The sequence below is a fragment of the Chryseobacterium limigenitum genome (genome assembly GCF_900114875.1).
Classification (GTDB): Bacteria; Bacteroidota; Bacteroidia; order Flavobacteriales; family Weeksellaceae; genus Chryseobacterium; species Chryseobacterium limigenitum.
The window spans coordinates 231,215-243,891 of the sequence record NZ_FPKW01000003.1 but is presented as its reverse complement, the minus strand read 5'-3'; the positions used below and the strand labels follow the sequence as shown (position 1 = coordinate 243,891).

General features: G+C 35.8%; 14 protein-coding genes. 5 read left to right on the top strand and 9 right to left on the bottom strand.

Features of this window, described 5'->3' with window-relative positions; all coding sequences use genetic code 11:
- The first annotated feature begins 50 nt into the window (after positions 1-50).
- From BT156_RS06090 to BT156_RS06080, 3 genes are read left to right on the top strand one after another with little or no spacing between them, the layout of a single operon-like run.
- Positions 51-815, top strand: coding sequence for an MlaE family ABC transporter permease (locus tag BT156_RS06090; protein ID WP_072408191.1), 765 nt, complete (start codon positions 51-53; stop codon positions 813-815).
- The gene (locus BT156_RS06085; protein ID WP_072408189.1) at positions 815-1,594 is read left to right on the top strand and encodes an ABC transporter ATP-binding protein; all 780 of its coding nucleotides are present in this window, start codon (positions 815-817) and stop codon (positions 1,592-1,594) included. Before BT156_RS06090 ends, BT156_RS06085 begins: the two co-directional genes overlap by 1 nt.
- Positions 1,595-1,605: 11 nt before the next feature.
- Entirely contained in the window at positions 1,606-2,664 is a 1,059-nt protein-coding gene (locus BT156_RS06080; protein ID WP_072408187.1) for an MlaD family protein, read from the top strand.
- 104 nt (positions 2,665-2,768) lie between these two features.
- On the opposite strand, the gene BT156_RS06075 is transcribed toward BT156_RS06080, so the two are convergent.
- Positions 2,769-5,279, bottom strand: coding sequence for a cation-translocating P-type ATPase (locus BT156_RS06075; protein WP_072408185.1), 2,511 nt, complete (start codon positions 5,277-5,279; stop codon positions 2,769-2,771).
- Between the two features lie 157 nt (positions 5,280-5,436).
- Here BT156_RS06075 and BT156_RS06070 point away from each other — a divergent pair, with 157 nt between their 5' ends.
- A complete protein-coding gene (locus BT156_RS06070) occupies positions 5,437-6,102 on the top strand; it encodes a BON domain-containing protein (RefSeq protein WP_072408183.1) in 666 nt (221 codons plus the stop codon).
- 136 nt (positions 6,103-6,238) lie between these two features.
- On the top strand, positions 6,239-6,931 hold the full coding sequence (locus BT156_RS06065; protein ID WP_072408181.1) for a DUF1003 domain-containing protein: 693 nt from the start codon (positions 6,239-6,241) through the stop codon (positions 6,929-6,931).
- A gap of 293 nt (positions 6,932-7,224) precedes the next feature.
- Here BT156_RS06065 and BT156_RS06060 read toward each other — a convergent pair whose 3' ends face one another.
- The 8 genes from BT156_RS06060 to BT156_RS06025 form a co-directional block, all read right to left on the bottom strand.
- Positions 7,225-7,920, bottom strand: coding sequence for a VIT1/CCC1 transporter family protein (locus BT156_RS06060; protein WP_072408179.1), 696 nt, complete (start codon positions 7,918-7,920; stop codon positions 7,225-7,227).
- A 1-nt stretch (position 7,921) separates the two neighbouring features.
- On the bottom strand, positions 7,922-8,695 hold the full coding sequence (locus tag BT156_RS06055; RefSeq protein ID WP_072408177.1) for a phosphatase PAP2 family protein: 774 nt from the start codon (positions 8,693-8,695) through the stop codon (positions 7,922-7,924).
- A gap of 6 nt (positions 8,696-8,701) precedes the next feature.
- Positions 8,702-9,892, bottom strand: a complete 1,191-nt coding sequence (locus BT156_RS06050) for a DUF3570 domain-containing protein (RefSeq protein ID WP_072408174.1) — start codon at positions 9,890-9,892, stop codon at positions 8,702-8,704.
- 36 nt (positions 9,893-9,928) lie between these two features.
- Positions 9,929-10,099, bottom strand: coding sequence for a DUF4266 domain-containing protein (locus BT156_RS06045; RefSeq protein WP_394332859.1), 171 nt, complete (start codon positions 10,097-10,099; stop codon positions 9,929-9,931).
- Between the two features lie 164 nt (positions 10,100-10,263).
- Positions 10,264-11,190, bottom strand: a complete 927-nt coding sequence (locus BT156_RS06040; RefSeq protein ID WP_072408171.1) for an FAD:protein FMN transferase — start codon at positions 11,188-11,190, stop codon at positions 10,264-10,266.
- A 6-nt stretch (positions 11,191-11,196) separates the two neighbouring features.
- Positions 11,197-11,643, bottom strand: coding sequence for a thioredoxin family protein (locus tag BT156_RS06035; protein ID WP_072408169.1), 447 nt, complete (start codon positions 11,641-11,643; stop codon positions 11,197-11,199).
- A gap of 80 nt (positions 11,644-11,723) precedes the next feature.
- Positions 11,724-12,113 carry a hypothetical protein gene (locus BT156_RS06030; RefSeq protein WP_072408167.1) on the bottom strand — a complete coding sequence of 130 codons (390 nt, stop codon included), beginning with the start codon at positions 12,111-12,113 and terminating at the stop codon, positions 11,724-11,726.
- A 55-nt stretch (positions 12,114-12,168) separates the two neighbouring features.
- On the bottom strand, positions 12,169-12,636 hold the full coding sequence (locus BT156_RS06025) for a heme-binding domain-containing protein (protein ID WP_072408165.1): 468 nt from the start codon (positions 12,634-12,636) through the stop codon (positions 12,169-12,171).
- Positions 12,637-12,677: the final 41 nt, after the last annotated feature.

The following is a 12,677-nucleotide window of genomic DNA, read 5'->3' as shown; positions in this document are numbered from 1 at the left end:
GAATATTGCTACAGAAAAAATGGACAATCTGAATATATAAACATCATATCGTGGAAAGCTATTTTAATAAAAAACTTACTCTGGCAGGTAGTATAACTTCATTCTCAATCCGTTTTTTTAAAGAAATTTTTAAACCGGGGTTCGAGTTTAAAGAGTTTATACGACAATGCTTTATTGTTGGCTACCAGTCATTACCGCTGGTAACGATAACAGGCTTTATTATGGGACTTGTACTCACCATTCAATCACGCCCTACGATGGCAAGATTTGGAGCCGAGTCCTTAATACCAAGCATGGTTTCTTTGTCTTTAATAAGAGAAATCGCCCCTGTAATTACAGCATTGATCTGTGCAGGAAGAGTCTCATCAGGTATTGGAGCAGAATTGGGTTCTATGAAAGTCACCGAACAAATTGATGCCATGGAAGTATCTGCTATCAATCCCTATCGCTATCTCGTGGTAAGCAGAACCCTGGCTACAACATTAATGATCCCTCTCTTGGTAATTTACACTGATCTGATCGGAATAATAGGCGGTTTCATTGGACTCAATATGCACAGCGAAAGTAATTTAGAGCATTATCTTTCTCATGTTTTTGAATCTCTGGAATATGTAGACATATTTCCGGCTATTATAAAAACCTTTTTCTTCGGTTTCTTTATCGGGATTATCGGATGCTATGAAGGATTTAATGCTTCAGGCGGGACAAAAAGTGTAGGAACAGCAGCAAATTCAGCCGTTGTTTTAGCCTCACTTATGATATTTATCATTGATTTGATAGCAGTACAGGTAACCGATCTATTTTTTGAACTATAATGAAAATTACTGAAAACTTTACAATCCGAAATGGCCATCCGGCAGCTGTTGCCCCATTAATAGAGTTTAAAAATGTTTATAAATCTTATGGAAGCAACAAGGTTTTGAACGGCATAAGCTTTACCATTGACAAAGGAGAAAATCTTATCATATTAGGAAGATCAGGTTCAGGTAAGTCTGTCGCTGTGAAATGCCTCGTCGGACTCACTAAGGTTGACAAAGGAGAAATAATCATCAAGGGAAAAGATATCACAAAACTTAGTGAAGATGAGCTTAACCGGATACGGATGAAGATTGGCTTTCTATTTCAAAACGGAGCTTTATATGACTCCATGACAGTCAGAGAAAATTTAATTTTTACATTACAGCATAATAAAAAGAATCTCACGGATCAGGAAATGGAATCTGCAGTTATAGAAGCATTGCAAAACGTAGGACTGGAAGAAGCCATTGATCAATTGCCGGCAGAACTTTCCGGCGGAATGAGAAAAAGAATAGGGCTGGCTAGAGCATTAATCATTAAACCGGAAATTATCATTTATGATGAGCCGACAGGAGGATTAGATCCTATTACAGCTCGTGAGATAATTGATCTTATCCGAAATATTAAAATTAAATACAATACAGCCTCTATTATCATAACCCACGATCTGATCTGTGCAAAGTACACCAGTGACAGGATCATAGTCCTGAAAGATGGCATCATTAAAGCTGAAGGCAGTTATAATGACATAGAAAACAACACCGATAATTGGGTAAAATCTTTTTTTAAAAAATAAACAAAACAGCCATGAGTAATGAATCATCAAACAACTGGAAATTGGGAGTTTTTGTCACAGCAGGCATTCTTCTTTTTATAACTGCCATCTATTTTATTGGTGTCAACAGAAACTTATTTGGTTCTAATTTCGTGTTGCGTTCAGAATTTAAAAATGTAAGCGGGCTGAAGCAAGGCAGTACCGTACGTCTATCCGGTATTAATATCGGAACAGTCAGTAAAATAGATTTTGTCTCAGATTCATTGGTTCTGGTCAAGTTATTAATTAAAGAGGATGTTCAGAAATATATAAAAACCGATGCTGTTGCCAGTATAGCCTCGGACGGATTAATGGGTGATAAAGTTCTTATTATCTCTCCGGGTATGGCTTCTACTACCACAGTGAAGGATAATGATATGATTGTCTCTTATAAAACAATCGAAATAGATGACATTTTTTCGAGTGTAAAAAAAAGTGCTGATAATACAAAAGCAATTACCGATCAGCTTGTTGAGTTCAGTGCAAAAATGAATAATAAGAATAGCCTGCTGACAAAAATAATGACCAATAAGGATTTTGCTGCCAGAATAGACAAGACAGTAGAAAATCTGCAAATGAGTTCCAAAGAACTGGCACAATTTACATCGAAAATGAATGATAAAAACGGAACTGCCGCAAAAATATTTACCGATACTAAATGGGCGGATAATATAGAAAAAAGTATTTCTAACCTACAGAAAAGCACCGGTGAGATAACTCTTTTCACTTCAAAACTCAATGATAAGAATAATATACTCTCCCAATTATCTTCCAACGATACGCTGGCAATGTCACTAGATAAAACAGTCCGCAATCTTGAAAAAAGCTCTGATGATTTTATAAAATTTACATCAAAAATAAATAATGACGAGAATGTTTTATCTAAGCTCATTAACAATCCTAAACTTGGAAGATCTGTGGATTCAACAATCATTAATATAGAAAAAGGAGCCGTAGACCTGAAAGAGATAGAAGCCGCCGCTAAGAATAATTTTCTGTTAAGAGGATATTTTAATAAAAAGAAAAAAGAAGCTAAAAAAGAGAAAAAATAATGGTTTGATATCAAATATTAATCATTCCTGAAAATTGAACTTTTTCTTTATTTTAGGTTTGATTTCATTGATACAGATCGATGAAGCTTCTCCATATCCTTATTTTATACTTTCACTCTCCATTTTCTTTTTACCAACTTATAAATTTCAAACCATAAAACAGAAACAGCTGCGATTAGAAGAGCAATTCCTAACTCATTTATAGTAAGAGCTGTTACTTTAAAGAATAAAGAAACAGGCTTTACATATAATATTAAAAACAGCAACCCCAATACCAGAGCAGACATCCCAATCAGTAAAGGATTACGGTTTCTGAAAGTTTCTATTATACTGTAAAAGAATGACCGATTGGTAAAGCTCAGCAATATGTTTGCAAAAATTAAAGTAGTAAACACCATTGTTCTTGTTTTTTCTTCATCACCTCCGTTTTGAACCGTAAATTGATACACAAAAAGAACTCCAAGCGTAATTAGCAATCCCTGAACAACACTGATTCCCAGCTCGTTCAAACTTAAAAAAGTATCTCCCATTGCTCTTGGAGGCCGTTTCATCGTGTTCTTTTCCATTGGCTCATTTTCATATACAATAGAACAGGTCGGCCCCATCACCAATTCAAGAAAAATAACATGAACCGGGGTAAATATCTGAGGAAATACCCAGCCCAGAAACAACGGTAAAGAAACTGTAAGTATAATGGGAATATGAATGGAAATAATATATTGAACTGCTTTCTTAATATTGGTATAAATTCTCCTTCCTGCAGCAATTCCGACAATTAGCTTTTCTAAGTCATCATTAGTAATAACCAATGCGGCAGCAGATTTGGCAATCTCTGTGCCTTTATTTCCCATTGCCACACCAATATGTGCGGCTTTTAGCGCAGGACCGTCGTTTACACCATCTCCAAGCATCGCCACCACCTCGCCTTTCTTTTTTAAAGCATTAACGACGGCAAGCTTTGCATCCGGAAACATCCGGGTGAATAAAGTAGTACGCTCCGAGATCTGCATTAATTCTCCTTCAGAAGTATTTATTATTTCACTGCCATTGATGGCCGGAGTGGTATTAATAATTCCTGCCTGCTTTGCGATGGCATTGGTTGTATCTTCATTATCTCCTGTTATTACCTTTACCTTAATACCTGCATCATAAATATTTTGAAACACTTCATGAATTCCTTTTTTAGGAGGATCATAAAAGACAGTCAGTCCTAAAAATTCAAATTCAAAATCCTGCTGTTTTTCGGGAAAGTTGTTTCCTTCAAAATGAGACTTCGCAACTGCCAAAACGCGGTAGCCTTGCTGTCCAAATGTTTTGATAACATTTCTAATCTTTTCTTTTTCAGCATCTGAAAGTCGCGAAACATTCAGAATAGCTTCCGGAGCTCCTTTGGCAGCAATAATCCTGTCTTTATTGAGATTTTCAAAAAGATGAGTCATCATGGGCGGTTTGCCCTCAAGCGGATATTCGTGAAACATCTTATATTCTTTTCTTACTTCATTTTTTTGAGTTTCCTCATATATTTTGTGCAGGGTGATTTCCATAGGATCAAAAGGTACCGGCTCACTACTCCACATGGCATAATCGATGAGTTCCGTTAGCTCATCCGCTTTAAATTCTTTTTCTTCATAAGTCCTGTTGGACTTGAAATTATACAAATGTTTCAGTTGCATTGAGTTTTCAGTAATGGTACCGGTTTTATCAGTACAGATAACCGTAGTACTTCCTAAAGTTTCTACAATGCTGCTGCGTTTTATGATAATTCCTTCCCGCATAAGTTTCCAGGCTCCTAATGCCATAAAAGTTGTAAATGCTACGGGAATTTCTTCGGGAAGCACCGACATTGCAAGTGTTAATCCGCTAAGCAGACTTGTTACAAGATCCCCGGTTTTGATATAACTGAAGATGCAGACCATAAGAAAAATAACGATCCCGATAACGGCCATCCATTTTACAAACTTCCGAATCTGAATCTGCAATGGCGAAATTTGTTCTTTTATAGTCAGTATTGATTCTCCAATTTTGCCAACCCGCGTTTCTTTGCCTATTTTCTGCACCTTGAAAACCGCTAGCCCCGAAACCGTTACCGTACCACTGTACACAAGATTATCCTCTGATCTGTTATCCTTAAAAACTGAAAAACTTTCCCCGGTAAGAGAAGATTCATTAACGGAAAAATCATTACTGTGAAGAATCTTTCCGTCTGCATTAATAATTCTTCCCTCTTCGGTAATGCATAAATCACCTACAACAATATCATGCGTAGGAATTTCTTCTATTTTAGAGTTTCTGATAACTGTACTTAATGGCTCATTCAACTTTTCAAGCTCCTCTAAAGCTTTTTTACTGCGGTTATCCTGATAAAAAGAAACAGCGGTAACAACTACAAGAGCCACAAACATAAAAGCTGCCTCCCCATAATCTCCTATAATCACATAAATAAATGCAATAATGATAAGCAGAATCAGCATCGGCTCTTTTAAAACATTAATAAGCAAATCAAACCATGTGTTCTTTTGGACAACCTCTAACCGATTATATCCGTACTGTTGTCTGGAAGCTATTACTTCATCGTTGGTAAGACCTGTAAGACCTTCGGGTATATTGTGAGACATATCAAATAAATAGGTTATTAAAAATAAGCATTATTTAGCCGAATGTAGGGCTTATGAAGATAAATTTACATGCCTGATCAGGATCAGGTTTCGCCGTGATGCATATCATAGTATATTCTACAAAGTTTCTGGAATTTTGGATAACAAATAAATGAGTATGAAAACAAATGCCGAACTACAAAAAAATGTTCAGGATGCCATTGCATGGGAACCTCTGTTACACGCTGCAGAAATTGGAGTTACTGCAAAGGATGGTATAGTTTCTCTTACAGGAATCGTTGACAGCTATGCAAAAAAAGTTGAGGCGGAAAACGCTGCAAAAAAAGTAATTGGGGTAAAAGTATTAGTAGAAAATATTAAAGTAAAATTTCCAAACTCCACATCAAAAACCGATATTGAAGTTGCCGATGAAATTGTAAAAGCTTTTAAATCAAATGCATTGATCCCTGAAAATATGATCAAAGTGATTGTTGAGGACGGACAGGTAACCTTAGAGGGAGAAATGCAGTGGGACTATCAGAGAGAAATGACAAAAAATGCCATACATTATCTTCCTGGAGTGAAAGCCATCATCAATAATATTAAAATCAAATCAGAAATCCATGATGCGATTAAGCAAAAAGATGTTGAAAATGCAATGAAAATGAACTGGGTGGTATACGACAGTGATATCCATATCAAAGTATCCGGCACCACAGTGACTTTAACAGGGACAGTAAATTCCTGGCATCAAAAAGAGGAAGCCTGCCGTATCGCTTGGAAAACTCCGGGAATACAACATGTGGAAAATAATTTATTTGTTGATTATGAATATTCTAAATAGCCTATTAACATAAGACTGTGTCATTGAATTCCATCACTCTCCTTCGGAAAAATTACAGTTAAGTATTTTTGAGACCGGAATGCCAAAAAAAAAAAAATAATGCTAAATTTTGAAGGATCAAAATAGTTATCAAAAAATGGAAACAAGCTATATCAGCAAAAAAGAGATCGGACCCGGTGAAGAAATACAAGGTCTGGACATCAGGGATGGTGTTTTTAATTTATTAAAAACAGATTTTCCCGGCTTTTCAAAGGATCATTATATTTCTTTAATTGAGCTTAATAAATACAGACGGCTATATTTAACTTCTTTAATAACCCAAGAAAGAGGTGAACTGGCAATTATAGACCTGGACGTTCTGGATGCTATTAAAAACAACTCCATTCTGTCAGAAAATATACAAAACGAAATTGAAGCAGAATTAACTCTGGGAGAGAAAATTGCAGATAAAGTTGCCTTATTTGGAGGTAGTTGGGCATTCATTATCGTATTCTTTTCATTTATCCTAATATGGATGATGATTAACATTTGGTTTTTAACAAAATCTTTTGATCCATTTCCCTTTATTTTACTCAATCTCATTCTTTCATGTCTGGCTGCTATTCAGGCTCCGATTATTATGATGAGCCAAAACAGACAGGAACAAAAGGATAGACTGAGGGGAGAACACGATTACAAAATCAATTTAAAAGCTGAATTAGAAATAAAATTACTGAGTGAAAAAATAGACCATCTATTGGTAAATCAGAACAAAAAACTGTTGGAAATACAAGACGTACAAACTGATTATCTTGAGGATCTCATGAAAGAAATTAAAAGAAAAAATTAGAGAAACCACAATTAAAATCTAACGAAAACCATGGACTTCCGCCTGATCAGCTAAAAAAAATAGGCAGAGGTTTGTAACATATTGATTAAAATTTCGTTCGCTATCTTGGGGATCTGTGTTTCAGCCAGAATTGGTGTTTGAAATTGCAAAACTAATTAAGCCAAAAAAATATAAAGCCCTGTTTAATTAAATATAATTAAACAAGGCTTTTTAATATAGCTACCCAAGATCAAATCATTATAATAGAGTCTGTATAATCCATATGATATAAATCTATACTCTGTAATGATATTTTAATTGACACTCACTCCAAAGAAATGTCCCACTAAAGCAGTTATTCCCATGGCGACCGTTCCCCAAAAACAAATTCTCAGCATAGCAATTCCAATATGAGAACCTCCTGTTTTTGCAGAAATTGCTCCCAAAATCATTAGAAAAATAATAGAGAATCCATATTGGAAGTATACCATTTCCTTAATAGGTGCTAAAAAAGAAACCATAAAAGGCAGTAAGGCACCCAATGCGAATGATCCAAATGATGCAACAGCTGCAAGTAACGGCTTTGCCTGGGTAATTTCATTAATACCCAGTTCATCATGTGCGTGAGCTGCTAATGCATCGTGTTCCGTAAGCTCGGTTGCGACCTGTAAGGCAGTCTCTTTACTTACGCCTCTCCTCTCATAGATTTTAGCTAATTCCATCAATTCTACTTCAGGCATTTCTTCAAGCTCTCGCTTCTCCCGCAGTAGATCTGCTTTTTCAGTATCTTCTTGTGAACTCACCGAAACATACTCACCGGCAGCCATAGACATTGCTCCGGCAATCATTCCTGCCAAGGCTGCCAGCACAATCGTATTGCGATCCGGCTGTGCTGCTGCAACGCCAATTACAATACTTGTAGTAGACAACAAACCGTCGTTTGCTCCTAAAACGGCTGCACGAAGCCAGCCTATTCTATTTACATAATGTTTTTCTAATTGATGATGCATATTAAAAGTTTAAAACAAGTCCTGCTCCCAAATTTTTAGGTTCAAGGACAGGATATATGAATGTGATATTTTTTGATTCCTTTTTATTAAACAGCTTATTGACAGTGGGAAATAACCAATAAGCCAATTCGGTACTTAAAATACCGAACCCCGCACCAGCCACTACATCTCCTACCCAGTGTTTATCGTTTAATGTTCTGTAAATCCCTGTAAAAACAGCAATCGGATAGCCTGTAAGTGCCAGCCAAAAATTTTCATCTTTATATTCCCTGAATAGAAACTGTGCAGAAGAAAAAGCCGCTGCAGTATGACCGGAAGGGAAAGAAAGATTGTTAGATCCATCAGGGCGTTCTTCTTTTACCAAATGTTTTAAAGGTAAAACGAAAGCAGCGGAAATAAGCTGAGAAGTACTATAAATAATGGTTCTCTCTTTTAGGTTATGCTTTCCTCTGATTCCTGCAAGATTATATCCATACACCATAACTACGGGTAAATATTGCGTGTAATTATCTAATTTAATATGTTTTGGCTGATGTTCTCCAATTTCATATTGGGTAGATCTGTTGAGATTTTTCAGTGCATCAGAACTCAAACTTAAAACCCCATATCCGATAAAAATGGTAGGTATAATGAGTTTCTTATAACTGGGTTGATATACTTTGTCATTATATCTTCCCAAATTTGAATCTTTTAGTGTAACTGAATCATAAGTAACCTGCCCAAAACAAATGTTTGAACAGGTTAAAGTGATTAGGATCATGGTTAACAATCTCATATTCTATCATTTAAATCTTAAATTTAGTGAAATAATATCAGATTTCATCCCGATAGATTTTGTGTAATGACCATATCGAATCTCCAGCATATTAAGACGTTCTATTCCAAATAATCCATTTTTAGGATTGAAACGTATCCCTGCCCCATAAAAGTTGCTGTTAAATGTTGAAAGATCATAGTTGCTTGTATAATAATCATCAAAAGCAGTATGTTCCTGATATGGTGCAAAATATTTAGTCCCCGTCTGCGAATAATATCTATAGAAAGGACTTACAGAAATAAAAGGTGAAATCTTCACCGGGGTTTCAATACTGAGTGTATTTGACTTTAATCCCCAGTCATCTGTATAAAATCTATAATAGGTTCTCAGAATAATTTTATCACCCAAGAAATAATTAGCTCTCACTCCCAATGGAATTTTAAATCTTTTATCCGGTAAAGCTTCCTGATGAACAGAATTATCCGTAAAATAAACTCTATGGAAAGGTAAACTTAAATATCCCGTCTGCTGAACTCCGTCTGCCAACAATTCAATTTGGAAATTCTTATTGATGATCTGAGAATACGATAACGAAAGGGCAAAAGTGTTTCTTCCGCTGGTTCCATAGTTATCATGTTCACCATTTCCTATACTTCCATTGGTTCGCAGTTCAATGGGGGCAATCAGTTTTACCTGATCCAGATAAGCCTGGAACTTTGCCGTAAATTCTCCCATTCTGTTGGCTGTTTTTTGGGAAAAGCCAATGTTTGCGCCATAAGACTGATAATCGAATTCTGTCGAGAATGAAACTCCTGCCATCAAAGTTGTTCCTTTGCTTTCGTTTTCACGGCTCCAGCTTAATGCAGGATAAATTCTATTGTCGGCGTGAGAGGCGGATGAATTGGCTTTCAGGTCGATCATATCGGAAGATGCCGATGTATAATGGTCAATCCCAACACTAAAATTGAATTTATTCTTTCTGTCTTTTTTATCATATTTTACCATCGTTACATCAATGGTATTGGAAATGTCTGTAAGTTTCTCTGTACCGATTCCTCCTGTGACTGCCGAATTGTTCCCATCCTGTTTGTAATAGCTGGAAACCAGATTGGCTTCATCAAAAGTCAGTTTTTTCGGCTCGCTGCTTGTATTTTCCTGCGCTTTTGCATTGAAAATTCCGAAAAGAGCAACGATACTTATTATCAATTTTTTCATTTTAAATCACAATTAAATTTTACAATTACTCTTCTTTTAATTACATCCGCAACCTCCGCCAACTTTTCCGGCATTGGCTCCAGACGATCCTTCACGATAAGATTGAAAACTGAGTTCGGTTTTTTCGACTGTTCTGTTTCCAAGAACCATTTCGGCATCGTTAAGTTTGTTTTTTTCGTATTCTTTTACGGTGGTACAGGATTGCATTGAAACAATTGTGATGAGCAGGCAAATTGCTGCTGTTATTTTTATGAAATTTTTCATTTTGATTTGTTTTTTAGGAAATTATTTTGTCTTTCTGAGGTAAGATCTTAGCTACGAATTGAAATCCTTTACGGCATTATATTTCGTTCAGAACGACATAAATATTTTCATTTTAAATTAATGTTTTGAGATGAATAAATTTTGTCCTGATCATCGATAATGATGCATTCCAGATGATTGATCTGATTCACCATATTGAGGGCAGAATCAATTCCCATAATGCTTACTGGAGTTGCCATTGCATCGGCAATTTCTGCGTTCGGACAAAAAATGGTAACACTTTTTACACCCGAAACCGGCATTCCGGTTTTCGGGTTAATGGTATGAGAATATTTTTTACCGTCTATGACGACAAATTTTTCATAATTTCCGGAAGTTGCGATGGCCATATCTGTGATATTCATATACGAAAATGGCTGTTTTGCATTATCAGGATCGGCAATTCCGACAGTCCAAGGTTTTCCGTCTGCCTGACTGCCCCAAGTCGCCAGATCACCGGACGCATTTACAATTCCCGAAACAACCCCTCTTTTTTGAAGAAGCATTTTTGCCATTTCCGCAGCATACCCTTTTCCTATTCCTCCGAAACCGATCCTCATTCCTTTTTCTTTCAGAAAGACAGTCTGGTTTTCGCGATTCAGCAGAATATTCTGATAATTGACCAGCTTCAAATGTTCTTTAATCAATTCAGGATCAGGAAGCTGTTTCATTTCACGATCAAAATTCCAGAAACTTTTATCAATTCCACCATAAGAAATATCAAAATATCCGTCTGTTATGCTGCTGATTCTAAGACTTCTTTCAATGAGATTAAAAACTTCCCAATCAACTTTCACAGGCTGTATTCCTGCATTTTGATTAATAAGACAGGTGTGGCTTTCTTCACTGAAGGTCGTTAGCAGTTTTTCAATTCTCCGGATTTCATCGATGGCAGCGTCAATATGTTGATGTGCCATCTTTTCATCATGATCAACAACCGTGATTTCAAAAGCATTCCCCATTAATTTCTGAGGTCTCTTGAATTCTCTTAGCATAACTCTCTACTGTTTTTGATTTTCTTTGATACTTCTGATCTCTTTGCTGAAAGCCAAAGCATTTTCAGAAGGAAGGCCTTCCCAGCTTTTCAGCACTTTTCCTTCGGAATTCAATAAAAGGGTGTAAGGAAACAGTCCTTTTGAATTGTAGTGATCCGCAAGTGAAGCATTTTCCTTTTTCAGTTCGGGAGAAAGCTGGTTCTTCTTGTTTCTTGGAAAATCTGCATTGATGTAGACGATCACATTTTCTGTTTCCAACTTTTTGAAATCTTCTGTTTCGATAATATTTTTATGAAGCTTAATGCACGGAATGCACCAGTCTGAACCGGAAAAATTGAGTAAAATAAGTTCTTTATTTTCTGTAGCTGTTTTTTTGGCAGTTTCCAACCTGTTTTGTGCGTGGAAACCTACAGCAAATACAACCATTAATAAGGCTGAAATTATTGTTTTCATTACTTAGAATTTATAATGATTTTGTTTGTAAGAATAGACGATAGGTTTGGCTTACGTTTAAGCCAAATAATTAAAATGAATTATGAAAATACATATCTTGGCGGCTCCCACACGGAGTTTAGAAATCCTTTACAATAAAAGTCTTCGTCGCAACACGGTATTTTATGCGATTTTACCTGTTGAAAGAAATTGCTTCTGTTTTCAAAACTGAATCCCTGATTGACCGTAAAAACCAATGCAAGAGGTGCAGAATGAATAATAAAAGGCAACCTTTGATCCTTGCCGTAATCACCGTCTTTAACAGGATGATCATAATGCGTTTTCAAAAATGCCGTAAGAGACATTTCCGGATTTAAAGCTTTGTGTTCACAATAATGTTCAATAAGTTGCGGGATTTTCAAAAGCTGATACAGTTCGGTTGTAGAAACCAAATACAATGACAACAACAATATGGAAATCAACTTTTTCACTAATCAAAATTATGAAATGTTTCGTTAAGAATGATTTTAAATTATGGACAATCAATTATTTAACGTCCCTCTTAGTTTCATTTACCCATTTTTCTATTTCAGATTGATCAGACATCGAAAGTTTTGCCTTCTGATGAATAGCTGTGTAAGAAGTAAGCGGCATTTCGCCCTCTTTTATCGTTTCAATAATCTCATCGAGTTTCTCAAGCTTTTTATCACGGCTATACGTATTGAATTCATCAAAGTTCAAATGTCTTTTTCCAGAATCCACATGATCAGCCAACCACCATTTTACTGGCTGCACATTACTGTACCAAGGATAAGAAGTATTGTTGGAATGGCAGTCGTAGCAGCTTGTTTTCAAAATGGTTTGAACTTTTACAGGTATTGTATAATAATTTTCGATAGCATTAGCAGATCTGCTCTGGCTGATATTTTTTTTAACATCAATAAACTGAATGCCGATAAACAGTAACAACAGTATAGTTAAAATATTTTTTAGATTAAAAATTGACTTATTCATTATTTTAGGTTTTGAATTTATTTTTTTTATTATTTAATTGG

Bases quoted from the DNA above. Each gene is read 5' to 3' on its own strand.
- BT156_RS06050 (WP_072408174.1), bottom strand. From the start codon at position 9,892: ATGAAAAAATTGATAATAAGTATCGTTGCTCTTTTCGGAATTTTCAAT.
- BT156_RS06055 (WP_072408177.1), bottom strand. From the start codon at position 8,695: ATGAGATTGTTAACCATGATCCTAATCACTTTAACCTGTTCAAACATT.
- BT156_RS06060 (WP_072408179.1), bottom strand. From the start codon at position 7,920: ATGCATCATCAATTAGAAAAACATTATGTAAATAGAATAGGCTGGCTT.
- BT156_RS06075 (WP_072408185.1), bottom strand. From the start codon at position 5,279: ATGTCTCACAATATACCCGAAGGTCTTACAGGTCTTACCAACGATGAA.
- BT156_RS06025 (WP_072408165.1), bottom strand. From the start codon at position 12,636: ATGAATAAGTCAATTTTTAATCTAAAAAATATTTTAACTATACTGTTG.
- BT156_RS06065 (WP_072408181.1), top strand. From the start codon at position 6,239: ATGGAAACAAGCTATATCAGCAAAAAAGAGATCGGACCCGGTGAAGAA.
- BT156_RS06035 (WP_072408169.1), bottom strand. From the start codon at position 11,643: ATGAAAACAATAATTTCAGCCTTATTAATGGTTGTATTTGCTGTAGGT.
- BT156_RS06085 (WP_072408189.1), top strand. From the start codon at position 815: ATGAAAATTACTGAAAACTTTACAATCCGAAATGGCCATCCGGCAGCT.
- BT156_RS06070 (WP_072408183.1), top strand. From the start codon at position 5,437: ATGAAAACAAATGCCGAACTACAAAAAAATGTTCAGGATGCCATTGCA.
- BT156_RS06040 (WP_072408171.1), bottom strand. From the start codon at position 11,190: ATGCTAAGAGAATTCAAGAGACCTCAGAAATTAATGGGGAATGCTTTT.
- BT156_RS06045 (WP_394332859.1), bottom strand. From the start codon at position 10,099: ATGCAATCCTGTACCACCGTAAAAGAATACGAAAAAAACAAACTTAAC.
- BT156_RS06080 (WP_072408187.1), top strand. From the start codon at position 1,606: ATGAGTAATGAATCATCAAACAACTGGAAATTGGGAGTTTTTGTCACA.